This window comes from Micromonospora sp. NPDC002717, from assembly GCF_040295705.1.
In the GTDB taxonomy this organism is placed as follows: domain Bacteria; phylum Actinomycetota; class Actinomycetes; order Mycobacteriales; family Micromonosporaceae; genus Micromonospora.
This window is the reverse complement of sequence record NZ_JBEOVW010000005.1, coordinates 223,196-238,233: the sequence shown is the minus strand read 5'-3', so window position 1 is coordinate 238,233 and position 15,038 is coordinate 223,196. Positions and strand designations below refer to the sequence as shown.

16 protein-coding genes are annotated in these 15,038 nt (G+C 75.4%); 8 read left to right on the top strand and 8 right to left on the bottom strand.

Annotation, left to right across the window (positions count from 1 at the left end; genetic code table 11):
- Positions 1-49: 49 nt before the first annotated feature.
- From rbfA to rimP, 6 genes are all read right to left on the bottom strand, one after another.
- Complete coding sequence (gene rbfA / locus ABT006_RS10555; RefSeq protein WP_350704994.1) at positions 50-529, bottom strand: 30S ribosome-binding factor RbfA; 480 nt, start codon at positions 527-529, stop codon at positions 50-52.
- Between the two features lie 241 nt (positions 530-770).
- Positions 771-1,064, bottom strand: coding sequence for a DUF503 domain-containing protein (locus ABT006_RS10550; RefSeq protein WP_350704992.1), 294 nt, complete (start codon positions 1,062-1,064; stop codon positions 771-773).
- A gap of 87 nt (positions 1,065-1,151) precedes the next feature.
- Complete coding sequence (gene infB, locus ABT006_RS10545) at positions 1,152-4,148, bottom strand: translation initiation factor IF-2 (RefSeq protein WP_350704990.1); 2,997 nt, start codon at positions 4,146-4,148, stop codon at positions 1,152-1,154.
- 93 nt (positions 4,149-4,241) lie between these two features.
- A complete protein-coding gene (locus tag ABT006_RS10540) occupies positions 4,242-4,574 on the bottom strand; it encodes a YlxR family protein (protein ID WP_350704988.1) in 333 nt (110 codons plus the stop codon).
- 16 nt (positions 4,575-4,590) lie between these two features.
- Entirely contained in the window at positions 4,591-5,634 is a 1,044-nt protein-coding gene (gene nusA / locus ABT006_RS10535) for a transcription termination factor NusA (RefSeq protein ID WP_350704986.1), read from the bottom strand.
- The gene (gene rimP / locus ABT006_RS10530; protein ID WP_350705137.1) at positions 5,631-6,332 is read right to left on the bottom strand and encodes a ribosome maturation factor RimP; all 702 of its coding nucleotides are present in this window, start codon (positions 6,330-6,332) and stop codon (positions 5,631-5,633) included. Before rimP ends, nusA begins: the two co-directional genes overlap by 4 nt.
- A gap of 230 nt (positions 6,333-6,562) precedes the next feature.
- Between rimP and ABT006_RS10525 the strand changes: the two genes are divergently transcribed.
- The 7 genes from ABT006_RS10525 (at position 6,563) to ABT006_RS10495 (ending at position 12,917) form a co-directional block, all read left to right on the top strand.
- Entirely contained in the window at positions 6,563-7,012 is a 450-nt protein-coding gene (locus ABT006_RS10525) for a hypothetical protein (protein WP_350705135.1), read from the top strand.
- On the top strand, positions 7,009-7,461 hold the full coding sequence (locus tag ABT006_RS10520) for a ferritin-like domain-containing protein (RefSeq protein ID WP_350704984.1): 453 nt from the start codon (positions 7,009-7,011) through the stop codon (positions 7,459-7,461). The genes ABT006_RS10525 and ABT006_RS10520 overlap by 4 nt, the downstream gene beginning before the upstream one ends.
- 64 nt (positions 7,462-7,525) lie before the next feature.
- Positions 7,526-8,113 carry a PadR family transcriptional regulator gene (locus tag ABT006_RS10515; protein WP_350704982.1) on the top strand — a complete coding sequence of 196 codons (588 nt, stop codon included), beginning with the start codon at positions 7,526-7,528 and terminating at the stop codon, positions 8,111-8,113.
- Positions 8,110-8,868, top strand: a complete 759-nt coding sequence (locus ABT006_RS10510) for an ABC transporter ATP-binding protein (protein ID WP_350704980.1) — start codon at positions 8,110-8,112, stop codon at positions 8,866-8,868. Before ABT006_RS10515 ends, ABT006_RS10510 begins: the two co-directional genes overlap by 4 nt.
- Positions 8,865-11,573: an FtsX-like permease family protein gene (locus ABT006_RS10505; RefSeq protein WP_350704978.1), complete on the top strand. Its 2,709-nt coding sequence runs from the start codon at positions 8,865-8,867 to the stop codon at positions 11,571-11,573. Before ABT006_RS10510 ends, ABT006_RS10505 begins: the two co-directional genes overlap by 4 nt.
- Positions 11,574-11,601: 28 nt before the next feature.
- Positions 11,602-12,102 carry a nitroreductase/quinone reductase family protein gene (locus ABT006_RS10500; protein ID WP_350704976.1) on the top strand — a complete coding sequence of 167 codons (501 nt, stop codon included), beginning with the start codon at positions 11,602-11,604 and terminating at the stop codon, positions 12,100-12,102.
- Positions 12,103-12,194: 92 nt separating this feature from the next.
- The gene (locus tag ABT006_RS10495) at positions 12,195-12,917 is read left to right on the top strand and encodes a nucleotidyltransferase domain-containing protein (RefSeq protein WP_350705133.1); all 723 of its coding nucleotides are present in this window, start codon (positions 12,195-12,197) and stop codon (positions 12,915-12,917) included.
- A 111-nt stretch (positions 12,918-13,028) separates the two neighbouring features.
- Here the strand turns inward: ABT006_RS10495 and ABT006_RS10490 are convergent, their stop codons facing one another.
- Positions 13,029-13,745, bottom strand: coding sequence for a VIT1/CCC1 transporter family protein (locus ABT006_RS10490; RefSeq protein WP_350704974.1), 717 nt, complete (start codon positions 13,743-13,745; stop codon positions 13,029-13,031).
- Positions 13,742-14,599: a type I methionyl aminopeptidase gene (gene map, locus ABT006_RS10485; RefSeq protein ID WP_350704972.1), complete on the bottom strand. Its 858-nt coding sequence runs from the start codon at positions 14,597-14,599 to the stop codon at positions 13,742-13,744. The genes ABT006_RS10490 and map overlap by 4 nt, the downstream gene beginning before the upstream one ends.
- Positions 14,600-14,694: 95 nt before the next feature.
- Between map and ABT006_RS10480 the strand changes: the two genes are divergently transcribed.
- The gene (locus ABT006_RS10480) at positions 14,695-15,012 is read left to right on the top strand and encodes an STAS domain-containing protein (RefSeq protein ID WP_350704970.1); all 318 of its coding nucleotides are present in this window, start codon (positions 14,695-14,697) and stop codon (positions 15,010-15,012) included.
- Positions 15,013-15,038: the final 26 nt, after the last annotated feature.

Sequence of the window (15,038 nt, the reverse complement as noted above, 5' to 3'; positions counted from 1 at the left end):
GGCGTCGCCTCGGCGAGGGCGCCACCGGCCGGACCGCCGGACGGTTCGGTCACCGCTGGTCCCCGCCCCGGGGCGGAGTCTCGTCCTCGTCCTCGTCGTGGGACTCGTCGTCGGAGTCCAGCCGGTACGGCTGGGCCTCGCCCGCGTACTCGGCCCTGGCGGCGAGCCGCTGCACCTCGGCGTCGGCGGTACGGGCCTGGGCGAGCAGGTCGTCGATGTGCTTGACCTGGTCCTGCACGTCGTCGAGGACGAAGGTCAGGGTCGGCGAGTGCCGCAGGCCGAGCGCCTTGCCGACGGTGCTGCGCAGCATGCCCTTGGCGCTCTCCAGCGCCGCGGCGGTGCCGGACTGGGCCGCCGCGTCGCCGAGCACCGTGTAGAAGACGGTCGCGTCGCGCAGGTCGGCGGTGATCCGGGCGTCGGTAATGGTGATCATGCCGAGCCGGGGGTCCTTGATCTGGCTGCGCACCACCGACGCGACCAGTTCACGCACCCGCTCCGCGTGCCGGCGTACCTTGGCCGGATCCGACATTTCGCCACCTCCACGGCGTCCCGTTCCCGGCCGTCACCGGCGACGCGGAGCGCCCCGGAGCCGACCGGCCAACATCTCGAACACTACCCGCGCGGCGACCGCCGCCGCGCGTCGCCGGCGGTGCGCCGGCCCGGCACGACGCCCGGCACACCCGCACCGCCGGGGTCGTCACCGCCCGCCGCGGGCACCCGCGCCGGCGGGCGTCGTCACCGCCCGCCGGACGCGCGCACCCGCGCCGGCGTCAGTCCTCCTCGCCGTAGAGCCGCCGGCGCACCGAGAGCAACTCGGCCTCCGGTCGGCCGGCCACCAGGCGCTCGCAGGAGTCCAGCACCTCGCGGACGTGCAACGCCTCGGCGGCCACCACGGCCACGGCTATCTCGGCCCGACCGTGCAGGTCGAGCGCCCCGACCTCGGCGGCCGAGACCTCGAAGCGGCGCAGGGCCGCCACGATCGGGCGTACGTATGATCTCTTGGCCTTGAGCGACCGGGAGTCGCCCGGCAGCAGCAGGTCGAAGACCGCGGTTCCGGTGAACATCGCCCCGGACGATACCCGGACGTGCCCCCACATGATCAAGGGGTTTACGCCTTTCGGCGTAAACCCCTCGATCAGTGGTTCACCGGATCAGGCGCGAGCCTTCTCCCGCATCTCGAAGGTCTCGATGACGTCGCCGACCTGGACGTTGTTGTAACCACCCAGGGTCAGACCACACTCGAAGCCCTCGCGCACCTCCGTGGCGTCGTCCTTGAACCGCTTGAGCGAGCTGATGGTGAGGTTGTCCGCCACCACCGAGCCGTCGCGCAGCAGGCGCGCCTTGGCGTTGCGCCGGATGATGCCCGACCGGACGATGCAACCGGAGATGTTGCCGACCTTGGACGAGCGGAAGACGTCGCGGATCTCCGCGGTGCCCAGCTCGACCTCCTCGTACTCCGGCTTGAGCAGCCCCTTGAGGGCGGCGTCGATCTCCTCGATGGCCTGGTAGATGACGGTGTAGTACCGGATCTCCACGCCCTCGCGGTCGGCCATCTCGCGGACCTTATTGGAGGCCCGCACGTTGAAGCCGATGATCGTGACCGCCTCGGACGAGGCGCTCGCGAGCATGACGTCGCTCTCGGTGATCGCACCCACGCCCCGGTGGATGATCCTGAGCTGGACCTCCTCCGGGATGTCGAGGTTGAACAGCGCGTCCTCGAGGGCCTCCACGGAACCGGAGACGTCGCCCTTGAGCACCAGGTTGAGCGAGGTCTTCTCGCCCTCCTTGAGCTGCTCCATGAGCGTCTCGAGGGTGGCCCGGCCACGGGAGTTGGCGAACGCCGCCGCCCGCCGCCGCGCCTGCCGCTGCTCGGCGATCTGGCGCACCGTGCGGTCGTCCTCGGCCGCCAGGAAGGTGTCACCCGCACCCGGCACCGCGGTCAGACCGAGCACCAGGACCGGACGGGCCGGACCCGCCTCGGCGACCTGGTTGCCGTTCTCGTCGAGCATCGCCCGGACCCGGCCGTGCGCCCCACCGGCGACGATCGAGTCGCCCGCCCGCAGGGTGCCCTTCTGCACCAGCACCGTCGCCACCGCACCGCGGCCCTTGTCCAGGTGCGCCTCGATGGCCACACCCTGCGCCGGCCCGTCGATCGGAGCGGTCAGCTCCAGCGACGCGTCGGCGGTCAGCAGGACCGCCTCGAGGAGGTCGTCGATGCCGATGCCCGGCTTCGCCGCCACGTTGACGAACATCGTGTCGCCGCCGTACTCCTCGGCGACCAGCCCGTACTCGGTCAGCTGCTGGCGGACCTTGTCCGGGTTGGCCTCCGGCTTGTCGACCTTGTTGACCGCCACCACGATCGGCACATCGGCCGCCTTGGCGTGGTTCAACGCCTCGATCGTCTGCGGCATCACGCCGTCGTCGGCCGCCACGACCAGCACCACGATGTCGGTCACCTGGGCACCACGGGCACGCATGGCGGTGAACGCCTCGTGACCCGGGGTGTCGATGAAGGTCACCGCCCGGTCCTCGCCCTCGTGCGGGACGTGGACCTGGTACGCGCCGATGTGCTGGGTGATGCCACCCGCCTCGCCGGCCACGACGTTCGCCTTGCGGATCGCGTCGAGCAGCTTGGTCTTACCGTGGTCGACGTGACCCATGACGGTCACGACCGGCGCACGGCTGACCAGGCGGTCCTCCGCGACCTCGGCGTCGAGGTCGATGTTGAACTGCGCGAGCAGCTCGCGGTCCTCGTCCTCCGGGCTGACGATCTGCACGTTGAAGCCGAGGTGCTCGCCCAGCAACTGCAGGGTGTCGTCGGAGCACGACTGGGTCGCGGTGACCATCTCGCCCAGGTTGAACATCTCCTGGACCAGCGAACCCGGGTTGGCGTTGATCTTGTCGGCGAAGTCCGACAGCGAGGCGCCACGGGAAAGCCTGATGACCTGACCCTGACCCCGGGGGGCACCCGAGCTCATGGTCGGGGCCGACAGGTTGTCGAACTCCTGTCTGCGCTGCTTCTTGGACTTGCGACCACGGGTCGGCCGGCCACCCGGACGCCCGAAGGCACCCGCGGCGCCACCGCCACGGCCACGACCGCCGCCACCGGGACGACCACCGCCACCGGCCGGGGCACCCGGACGGAAACCGCCGCCGGGAGCACCGCCGCCGCCACCACCGGGGCCACCACGGTAGCCACCGCCACCGCCGCCACCACCGGGACCGCCGCGGAAACCACCGCCACCGCCGCCGCCACCGGGGCGGAAGCCACCGCCACCGGGACGACCCGCGCCGCCGCCGGGGCCGCCACGCCCGCCACCGGGACCGGGGCGACCCGTGGTGGGCCGCTGGCTCGGCATGGAGGCCGGGCTGGGCCGGGGCGGCATGGAGGCCGGGCTCGGCCGCGGCGGCATGCCCGCCGGGCTGGGCCGGGGACCGCCGGCACCGGCGGCCGGCGGCCGCTGCTGCTGCTGGCCGCCCTGGATGCCGAACGGGTTGTTGCCGGCGCCGCGCGCCGGCGGCCGACCGCCCGGCCGGGCACCCGGGCCCGGCTGCGGGGCGCCGGGACGACCCGCGGCCGGGGAACCCGGACGGGGCGGCACGGCGTTCGGGCCGGGACGCGGACCCGGACGGGGACCGCCCTCGGTCGGGGGTTCCCGTCGGACGGTCTCCCGCTGCTGCTGGCGGGCGGCCTGCGCGGCCTTGACCGCGGCCTCCTGCTCAGCCTTCAGCGCGGCGGCGCGCGCCTCGGCGGCCGCCACCTCGATGTCGTGCGCGCTCGCCGGCTTGGCGACCGGGGTCGCCGGCTGCGGCGGGCCGGGGACCGGGCCCTTGGGCTTCGGTCCAGGGGTCGGCGCGGCCGGCCGCCGCGGCGGCATCGGCTTGGCCGAGACCCGGGGGGCACCCGGGGTCGGGGACGGCGTCGGGGTCGGTGCCGGGCTCGGGGCTGCCGCCGGAGGGGCGGTCGGCGCCGAGGACCCGCCGGCGGACGCGACGAATGCGCCACGCAGACGCCGGGCGACGGGCGCCTCGACGGTGCTGGACGCGGACTTCACGAACTCGCCCATCTCCTTGAGCTTGGCGAGAACGGTCTTGCTTTCGACCCCGAGCTCTTTTGCAAGCTCGTGTACGCGGGCCTTACCTGCCACTGCACTCCTCACTCCGAGGTCGTGCGGGCAGCACCCGCAGCGACCTCACTCGTGCACTTGAAGCCTGGTCATTTCAGGGACTTCATCGTGTGCTCATGTCGGTCGTCCTACCTTGCTAGCGACCCTCGCCCGGTCGGGCTGACCGGACGTAGTGGTTGGCGCATCGACGTGCTCCGCGAGCTCACCGTGGTCGAGGACCCCGGTGACGCGCAGCGCCCGCCCGAAGGCGCGCCGCCGCACAGCTTGCGCGAAGCAGGCCGGATCCGGGTGCATGTTCGCTCCCCGACCCGGCAGCCTGCGGGCCGGATCGGGCCGGAGGCTGTGACCAGCCTCGTCGCCGACCGCGACGATCCGCAGCAATTCGCTGGCCGGCGCACGTCGCCGGCAACCCACACAGGTGCGCTCCGGCAGCGCGCGTCGTACCACTGGAGAAAGTCTACCCCTAGGCGCCCGAGATCGCGCTGCCCGGCTCCGGGACGTGATCAGCCCCGCTCCGGCCGCTCGCCCCGGCCTGCTCCGCGTCGGACCGGATGTCGATCCGCCAACCGGTCAGCCGGGCAGCAAGCCGGGCATTCTGCCCCTCCCTGCCGATGGCGAGGGAGAGCTGGAAGTCCGGCACCGTCACCCGGGCCGTCCGGGTGGCCAGGTCGACCACCTCGACCCGCAGCGCCTTGGCCGGCGACAACGCGTTGCCGACGAAGGTCGCCGGGTCGTCCGACCAGTCGATGATGTCGATCTTCTCGCCGTGCAGCTCGCTCATCACCGCGCGGACCCGCTGGCCCATCGGGCCGATGCAGGCCCCCTTGGCGTTCACGCCCTGGGTGGTGGAGCGGACCGCGATCTTCGTACGGTGACCCGCCTCACGTGCGATCGCGCCGATCTCGACCGTGCCGTCGGCGATCTCCGGCACCTCGAGCGCGAAGAGCTTCTTGACCAGCGCCGGGTGCGAACGCGACAACGTGATCTGCGGGCCGCGCATTCCCTTGGCCACGTGCACCACCACGCAGCGGATCCGCTCGCCGTGGACGTACCGCTCGCCGGGCACCTGCTCCGACTGCGGCAGGACACCCTCCAGCTTGCCCAGGTCGACGGTGACGATGCCCTTCTCCGCCCGCGCCTCGTGCGCCTGCACCACGCCGGTGACCAGGTCGCCGTCGCGGCCGACGTACTCGCCGAAGTGCACCTCGTCAGTGGCCTCCCGCAGCCGCTGGAGGATCACCTGCTTGGCGGTCATGGCGGCGATCCGCCCGAAGTCGTGCGGGGTGTCGTCCCACTCCCGCACCACCGTGCCGTCGTCGTCCAGCTCCTGCGCGTAGACCAGGGCCGCGCCGGACTTGCGGTCGATCTCCACCCGGGCGTGCGCTTCCGCCCCCTCGGTGTGCCGGTAGGCCGTCAGCAGCGCGGTCTCGATCGCCGCGAGGATCGTGTCGAACGGGATCTCCCGCTCGCGCTCGAGTGCGCGCAGCGCCGCGAGGTCGATGTTCACCTCTCCTCGTCCTCCACATCATCTTCGTCGTCGAAGTCGTCGGTGTCGTCCATGTCGTCGGGTTCGTCCGTCTCCTCGAACTCGTCGAGGCGGTTGAACTCGACCTGCACCCGGCCGGGGCCGAGCTCGGCGTAGGTCCACGCGGCGCGGCCGGTGTCGGTCTCCAGCACCACGCGTTCGTCGTCGGCCTCGACCACCCGGCCGGTGACCTGCCGGTCGCTGGCGGGCTGCCCGGCGCGCTGCCCGGGCGGGGCGCCCGTGCCGCGGGCGGTCACCTTGACCAGCCGCCCGACGTTGCGCCGCCAGTGCCGGGGCAGGGTCAGCGGCCGGTCCACGCCCGGGGAGCTGACCTCCAGCTGGTATTCCCCGGCGACGATGTCGCCCCCGGACTCCTCGGCCGCGTCGAGGGCCGCGGAGACGGCCCGGGAGACCTCGGCGACCGCGTCCAGGTTGATCCCGCCGTCGGCGTCCACGATCACCCGCACCACGTGCCGGCGGCCGGCCCGGGAGACGGTGAGCTCCTCCAGGTCGTAGCCGGCGCCGGCGACCACCGGCTCGATGACCTCACGCAGCCGGGCCCGCCGGGCGGCGAGGTCGCCGCGCGGGCCGCCGGCGCGTTCCCCGCCCCGGGGGGCGTCGGCGCGCCGGGGTCTGCCCGCCGGACCCGTCGACCTCGTGGCACGGCCACGCTGCGTCATCTCCGCACCCTTCTCCTGATCGACGGCGCCCCGATCGGTCGCCATGCCGGCACGCCACCGGAGCTGACGCGCCGGTGGCTGCGCAGAGCGTAACGCGCCTGCCGGGCACCGGACCGGGCGGCGCACCGACGCCGGTGGCCCACGTACGGCCGGTGATGGTGTTGACTTGTCCGGTGGCGACGGACAGACCGACACAACGCGGCGGAGCAACCGGGCATTCCCGGCGAACGGTGCTGCGCGCCGGGGCCCTCCTGGCGCTCGGCGGCGCGACGGCGCCGCTGACCGGCTGTGATCTTCTCGACCGCGACGACGATCCCGGTCCCGGGCCCGACCCGCTCACGCCGCTGCTCGACGAGGCGCTCCGGCTCGCCGCCGGGCACCGCGACGCCGCCGCGGCGCACCCCGCGCTGGCCGGCCTGCTCACCCCGATCGCCGAGGCGCACGGCGCGCACGCGGCCGAGCTGGCCCGGGTGATCGGCGTGCCGCTGCCCTCGGCGCCCGCCGCGGCCACCTCCGCCCCGGCGGCCGACCCGGCCGCCGCCCGGGCCGCGCTGCGCGAGCGCGAGCGCACCGGGCGGGAGACGGCGACCAGTGCCTGCGCGGCGGCGCCGGCGGAACGGGCCGCGCTGCTCGCCTCGATCGCCGCCGCCCGGGCCACACACGTGGAGGCACTGAAGTGACCGCACCGACACCGACACCGACCGGGCCGGCCGGGGCGCTGGGCGCGGCGCTCACCGCCGAGTACGCGGCGATCTGGGCCTACGGCCCCATCGGGGTGCGCCTCACCGGCGCGGCCCGGACCGCCGCCCGCGAGGCGGAGGCCACGCACCGGCGCCGCCGTGACGACCTGGTGATGCAGCTGAGCGCGGGCGGCGGCGCCGTCCCGCCCGACCGGGCGGGCTACGCCCTGCCGTTCCCGGTGACCGACCGGGCGAGCGCGCTGCGGCTGGCCGTCGAGGTGGAGGAGCGCACCGCGGCGTTCTGGCGGGCGGCGGTGCCCGCCACCACCGGCGCCGACCGCGACCGGGCGCTGGCCGCCCTGGTCGAGTACGCCCTGCGGGCGACCCGCTGGCGCCGGACGGCCGGAATCACCCCGCTGACCGTGCCGTTCCCCGGCCGTCCCGCCTGACCGCCACTGCCGGCGGTGACGCTCCGGTTGCGGGTCGCATACCAGGTATGCATACTCCGGAGCCATGTCCATCCGTCACGGGCTGCTCGCCCTGCTCGAACGCGGCCAGATGTACGGCTACCAGCTCCGCGCCGCGTTCGAGGAGTCGACCGGCTCGACCTGGCCGCTGAACATCGGGCAGGTCTACACCACCCTGTCCCGCCTGGAGCGGGACGGGCTGGTCCGCTCGCTCCCCGAGAGCGAGGCCGGGCAGCGCCCGTACGAGATCACCGACGCCGGGCGGACGGACCTGGCGCTGTGGTTCGCCACCCCGATCAGCCGCACCGACCGGCCCCGCGACGAGTTGGCGATCAAGCTGGCCCTCGCGCTGACCACGCCCGGCGTCGACGTGCGGTCGGTGGTGCAGACCCAGCGCAGCGCGACCATGCGGACGTTGCAGGAGTTGACCCGGTTGAAGTACGCCAGCGACCGCCCGGAGGACCTGCCGTGGCGGCTGGTGCTCGACGCCATGGTCTTCCAGGCCGAGGCCGAGGTGCGCTGGCTGGACCACTGCGAGACGAGCCTGGTGCGCTACCGTCCGACGGGGCCCGGCCGCGCGCCGACGACGCCCGCCGAGGCGGTGGACCGGGCGGACGAGGAGGCGCGACGGTGAGCGTGGGCAGTGGGCCGGCGGGCGGCAGCCCGGCCCCGGCCGTGCTCGACGTGCGCGACGTGCACCGCACCCACGGCACCGGGCCGGCGGCGGTGCACGCGCTGCGCGGCGTGAGCCTCGCCGTCCACCCGGGCGAGCTCGTCGCGGTGATGGGGCCCTCCGGCTCCGGGAAGTCCACCCTGCTGGCTCTCGCCGGCGGGCTGGACGGCCCGACCGCCGGCGAGGTGCTCGTCGAGGGCGAGCACCTCGGCGCCCTGGACCGGCGCCGCCTCGCCCAGGTGCGTCGCCGCCGGATCGGCTACATCTTCCAGGACCTGAACCTGCTCGGCAGCCTCACCGCCGTGGAGAACGTCGCGCTCCCCCTGGAACTCGACGGGACCGGCGTCCGGCGGGCGCGCCGGCTGGCGCTGGACGCGCTGGCCGAGGTGGGCCTGCCGGAACTGGGCGACCGGTTCCCCGACCAGCTCTCCGGCGGCCAGCAGCAGCGGGTGGCGATCGCCCGCGCGCTGGTCGGCGAGCGCCGGCTGGTGCTCGCCGACGAGCCCACCGGGGCGCTGGACTCGCAGACCGGCGAGGCGGTGCTGCACCTGCTGCGCCGACGGGTCGACGCCGGGGCCGCCGCGGTCCTGGTCACCCACGAGGCGCGGCACGCCGCCTGGGCCGACCGGGTGGTCTTCCTCCGCGACGGGGTGCTGGTCGACTCGACGGCCCCGCTGGGCAGCGTGGAGCAGCTGTTGACCGGCAGCGGTCGGTGACGGCGGGCCGGGGCGGCCGGCTCGCGGGCGCCGTCGGCTCCTGGTGGGTGGCGCTGCGGATCGCCCGCCGGGAGGCCCGGCGGGCGCGGGGGCGTACGGCGCTGGTGCTCGCGATGATCACGCTACCGGTGCTGGTGCTGACCTTCACCGCGGTGAGCTGGGACATGTCCGAGCTGACCCGGGCCGAGCGGACCGAGCGGCAGCTCGGTGTCGCCGACGCGGAACTGCTCTGGGTGGCGCGCGGGCCGGTCACCCAGGACTCATGGGGCGATGGCTGGGCGTCCGACCACGACGCGACGCCACCGGCCGGGCGGGTCACCGCCGAACAGGTCACCGCCCTGCTGCCGGCCGGGAGCCGGGTCGTCCCGCTGCGCCGCTGGGTGAGCTTCGACGCCCGGGTCGGCGACCGGGTCGAGCGGGACGTCACCGGCCGCGCCGTGGACCTCGCGGACCCGCTCGGCCGGGGGCTGGCCCGGTTCCGTTCCGGCCGGGCGCCGGCCGGGCCGGACGAGATCGCGGTGAGCCCCGCCGCGCTGCGCCGACTCGACGTCCGTCCCGGTGGCACCGTCACGTCCGGGGACGGCTCCCGCTCGTGGCGGGTGGTCGGGGTGGTCGAGTACCCGGACGACCTGGGACCGATCGTCACGCTGCACCCGGCGACCGCCGGCCCGACGGACGCCGAGCCGGACATGACCTGGCTGGTGGACCTGCCCGGGACGGTGGACGAGGCGCTGTTCCGCCGGCTCAACGACCACGGCGTCGTGGTCCACGCCCGCACCCCCGCCCCGCCCTCGGGGGTGGACGTCGTCGGGCCCGAACCGTTCTCCTCGGTCGACGTCGAGGGGATGAGCGTCTCGGTACTCGTCGGCGGGCTGGGGCTGCTGGAGGTGGTGCTGCTCGTCGGCCCGGCCTTCGCGGTCGGCGTACGGCGGCGGCGCCGGGACCTCGCGTTGGTCGCGGTGGCGGGCGGCGACGACGCCCACCTGCGCCGGATCGTGCTGGCCGACGGCGTGGTGCTGGGCGCCCTCGGGGCGGCCACCGGGCTCACGCTCGGCGTCGCCGCCGCGTTCGCCGCCCGGCCGCTGGTCGAGCAGCACCTCTACGGCGCGCGCTTCGGCGGGTACCGCTGCTGGCCGGAGGCCCTGGCGGCGGTCGCGGCCGTCGCGGTGCTGTCCGGCGTGCTGGCCGCGCTGGCCCCGGCCTGGGCGGCGGCTCGGCAGGACGTGGTGGCCGGGCTGGCCGGCCGCCGCACCCCGCCCGCGCACCGGCGGCGCTGGCTCATGGCCGGCGTGTGCATGGCGGCCGGCGGGGCGGCGTTGGCCGCGTTCGGGGCCGCCCGGACGTCGCCGCCGGTGATCCTCGCCGGTCTCGTCCTCGGCGAGCTGGGGCTGGTCTTCGCCACCCCGACGCTGGTCGGCCTGCTCGCCCGGCTCGGGCGGTCGCTCCCGCTGGCGCCCCGGATCGCGCTACGCGACGCCAGCCGCAACCGTTCCTCGGCCGCCCCGGCGATCTCGGCGGTGATGGCGGCGGTCGCCGGCAGCGTCGCGGTCGGGGTGTACCTGGCCAGCGACCACGCGCGGAGTATGGCGACGTACGAGCCGAGCCTGCCCGTCGGCACCGTGCTGGTGCACCGGGCGGACCTGGACACCGCGCCGGCCCTGGCCCGGGTCACCGAGGCGGCCCGTGACCTGCTCGGCGCCACCACGGTGGCGCCGGTGGCCGGGGTGCGGTGCACGACGGAGGCCGAGCCCTGCTCGGTCGCTCCGGTGCTGCCGCCCCACCGGGCGTGTCCCTGGCCGTTCAGCGACGGCCTGAGCGAGGCCGAGCGGCAGCAGGCCCGCGCGGACGAGCGCTGCCAGGGCCGGCCGGAGGACCTCCACGGCGCATACTTCCAGGTGCTGGTGGACGACGGCTTGGCCCTGCCGCTGCTCACCGGCGCCGACCCGGCCGACGTCGCCGCCGCGGCCGCCGTGCTGCGCGCCGGCGGCGCGGTGGTGACCGATCCGCGCTACGTGGTGGACGGGCGGATCGAGGTGGTGGTGAACGGGTCGGGACCGGCCGCGCCGGTGACGTCGGCGCCCACAGCCGTCGCCGCGTACGCGCTGCGCACGGGGGTGCCGACGGAACGGCTGCTGCTCTCGCGGCGGGCGGCCGACCGGCTCGGGCTGGCCACCCGCCCGCTCGGCTGGGCCGTCTCGGCCGACGGGGCACCCGACCAGGGCCGGCGGGACCGGTTCGCCACCGCGCTGCGCCCGCTCGGCGCCCACGTGGAGATCGAGCAGGGCGACCGGTCGGGCGACGGGCGGCCGGTGCTGCTCCTGCTGGCCGCCGCGGCCGGGGTGATCACCGTGGGCGCCGCCGGCATCGCCACCGGGCTGGCGGCGGCCGAGGGGCGCGCCGACCTGTCCACACTGGCCGCGGTGGGCGCCGGTCCCGGCCTGCGCCGGCTCCTGTCGCTGTGCCAGGCGGGGGTGATCGCCGTGCTGGGCTCGGCGCTCGGCATCGTCGCCGGCCTCGGCTCGGCCGTGATCATCCTGACCGCCCTGAACCGCCGGTACGCCGGCTCGTGGCCGGTCCAGGACCCGTACCCGGTGGTGGTCCCGTGGACCACCCTCGGCGTCCTGGTGGTGGTGCCGCTGGTCGCGATGCTCGGCGCGGGACTGTTCACCCGGTCCCGGCTGCCGGTCGAGCGACGCCTCGACTGAGCGGCCGGGACCGGGCACACTGGTGCCCGTGCCCGTCCTGGGAGCCCTCACCCGCCGCGTCGGCCACCATCGCTGGTTCGGCGCCGCCGTCCGCCTGCTCGTCCCCGCCGACCGCGTGGTCGGGCGGCTCACCCGGGGCCGGGTGGTCGCGCTGGGGCTCGTCCCGTCGCTGGTCATCACCACCACCGGCCGGCGCTCCGGCCGGCCGCGCAGCAACCCCCTGCTGTACGTGCCCGACGGCGGCGCGTACGTGGTGGTCGGCACGAACTTCGGCCAGACCCACCAGCCGGGCTGGGCGCTGAACCTGCTCGCCGACCCGGTCGCCGAGGTGGACGTGAAGGGCCGCCGGGTCCCGGTGCGCGCCGAGGCCGCCGCGGGCGCCGAACGGGAGCGGTTGTGGCGGCTGCTGGTCGACCAGTGGCCCGCCTACCAGACGTACGTGCGGCGGGCCGGCGGCCGGGAGATCCTCCTCTTCCGGCTGGTCCCCACCGGGCGCGGCGGGCCGGGCGGGTCGGGCGGGCGCGACTAGGCTGGTGCGGTGACCTGCGCCGCCGCGGGCCGGCTCGTGCCGGGCGGCCCGGTCGGCGAGGGCGTGAGGTGGTCGGCGTGGACGTGGACGGCATGGCCTCCGGTGGCGACCCGCACCTGGGCGATCCACGGTGGGCGGTGGCCGAGCGGGTCGCCGACGCCGCCCGCCGGCGCTTCCCGGCCGACGTGCTCGCCGTCGCCGTGCACGGCCCGCTCGCGCACGGCGACGACGACGGCGGCGGGGACGGCGAGGTCGGGCTGCTGGTGGTGACCTACCGGCCCGGCGGCGGCCCGCCCCCGGCGACCCGGCGGGTCGACGGCGTGCTGGTCGACCTGACCGTGGCCGGCGCGGACGACTACCTCCGCCAGGCCCGGCTGATCTCCCCGCTCTGGCCGCTGACCGCCGACCGGTACGTCAGCACCCGGGCGCTGCACGACCCGACCGGCTGGCTGCGCACGCTCCGTGACGAGCACCTGGGCCGGCTGGCCCGCGCCCGGCCGGCCGAGTTCAGCACGGCGGCCCGGCAGGCGTGGTACAGGGGCAGCGCGGCGCACGCCCGGGCGGCCCGGCTGGCCGAGTGGTACGAGACCGACCAGGCCCTGCTGATGCTCGGCGAGGCTCGGCTGGCGGCGGCCACCGTGAACGGCCTGCTCAGCCGCACCTACTTCCGTGACCCGGGGGACGCCGTGCGGCGCACGGGCCTGGCCGGCGCGGACATGACCGAGGTGGGCGCCGTGCTGGCCCGCCAGGCGGCGGAGTTGGCCGCGCGGGGCCGCCCCGTCGACGGCACGGTCGACGACCTCCTCGACGGCTGACCCGCCGCGCGGCGGCGGGACTTGCCGCCCTTGCCGACGAGCCGGAGCGCGGACGACCGGCTCTGCGCCGACCCGGGGGCGCGGCGGCGTCAGCCGAGGGCGCGGCGGGCGTCAGCCGAGGGCGCCCTGGACGCCGATGAGGGCGCCGACGAGATAGGTGGCGCCGGCCGCCGCGGCGCCCAGCAGGAGCTGGCGCAGGCCGCCGGACCACCAGGGCCGGGCGGTGAACCGGGCGACCACCGCCCCGGCCGCGAAGAGCCCGAGCCCGCCGACGGCCAGCGCCAGCCAGAGGCTGGTCGAGCCGAACAGGTAGGTCAGCAGCGGCACCAGGGCCCCGACCGAGAAGAACAGGAACGACGAGATCGCGGCCGCCCACGGGCTGGGCTGGTCGTCGGGGTCGACGCCCAACTCCTCCCGGACGTGCACCCGCAGCGCCTCCTCCGGGTTGCGCCGCACGGCCTCGGCGACCTGCATGGCGAGGTCGTGCGGCAGGCCCCGGGCGACCCACGCCTCGGCCAGCTCGCGCGCCTCCGCCTCGGGGTGCCGCTCCAGCTCGCGGCGTTCCTTGGCCACCTCGGCCGCGACCTGCTCGTTGGCCGAGCGGACGCTCGTGTACTCCCCCAGCCCCATCGAGATGGCGCCGGCCACCAGGCCGGCGGTGCCGGTGAGCACGATGCTGCGGGGCGACACCCCGCCGCCGCCGACGCCCGCGATCAGGGCGATGTTGGTGACGAGGCCGTCCATCGCGCCGAAGACGGCGGGCCGCAGCCAGCCGCCGGACACGTCCGCGTGGTGCGCCTCGCGGAGCGCCGCAGGGGTGTCGGTCACGGCAGTGTGAGGATCTCGTGGCCGTCCTCGGTCACCACGATGGTGTGCTCGAACTGCGCGGTCCACCTGCGGTCCTTGGTGACCACCGTCCAGCCGTCGTCCCACATGTCGTACTGGTGGGTGCCGAGGGTGATCATCGGCTCGATCGTGAACGTCATCCCCGGCTCCATCACGTCGGTCGGGCGGGGGCTGTCGTAGTGCGGCACGTAGAGCCCGCTGTGGAAGGACTCGCCGATGCCGTGGCCGGTGAAGTCGCGGACCACGCCGTAGCCGAAGCGCTTCGCGTACGACTCGATGACCCGGCCGACCACGTTGATCTGGCGGCCCGGGGCGACCGCGCGGATGCCGCGCATCATCGCCTCGTGGGTCCGCTCGACCAGCAGCCGGGCCTCCTCGCTGACCTCGCCGACGCAGAAGGTGGCGTCGGTGTCGCCGTGCACCCCGTTGATGTACGCCGTGACGTCGACGTTGATGATGTCGCCGTCGGCGAGCACGGTGGAGTCGGGGATGCCGTGGCAGATCACCTCGTTGAGGCTGGTGCAGCAGGACTTGGGGAAGCCCTTGTAGCCCAGCGTCGATGGGTAGGCGCCGTGGTCGCAGAGGAACTCGTGCACGACCCGGTCGATCTCGTCGGTGGTCACGCCGGGCTTGCAGTGCTCACCCGCGAGCTGGGTGGCCTGGGCGGCGAGCCGACCCGCGATCCGCATCTTCTCGACGGTCTCCGGGGTCTGCACGTGCGAGCCGCGCCACTCCTGGGGACGCTTCTTGCCCACGTACTCCGGGCGGACGATGTGGGCGGGCACGGGCCGCAACGGGGAGAGCGTGCCTGGGGTCAGCGGCGCACGGACGGTCATGACGCAAGCCTATCGCCGCGGGGCTGGGCGGCCCCCGCCACCGCCCGCCCGGCCCGGTTGTTGCCGCGCCCGGGAGGCTGTGCCATTGTGGCTGCGTGGATCAAGGGGACGGCGCGCCTCCCGTATTCTCCGCCAGCGCGGAGGCCGACGGTGGTCACGTCCGCGTCGTGGTGACCGGCGAGGTCGACATGGCCACCGCCGACACGATGGTCCAGACCGTGCTGCGGGAGCCGGCCGAGCGGGTGACGCTCGACCTGCGGGCGGTCACCTTCTTCGACTCGGCGGCGATCCACGCCGTGGTCCGGCTCGCCCGCCAGTTCCCCGACGCCCTCGCCGTCCTGCCGTCCCGGCAGGTCCGCCGCGTGCTGGACATCGCCGGCCTGGGCGAGCAGACCTGGCTCCGTCCGGCCTGACCTCGGGCCGCGCCGCTCCGGCCGCC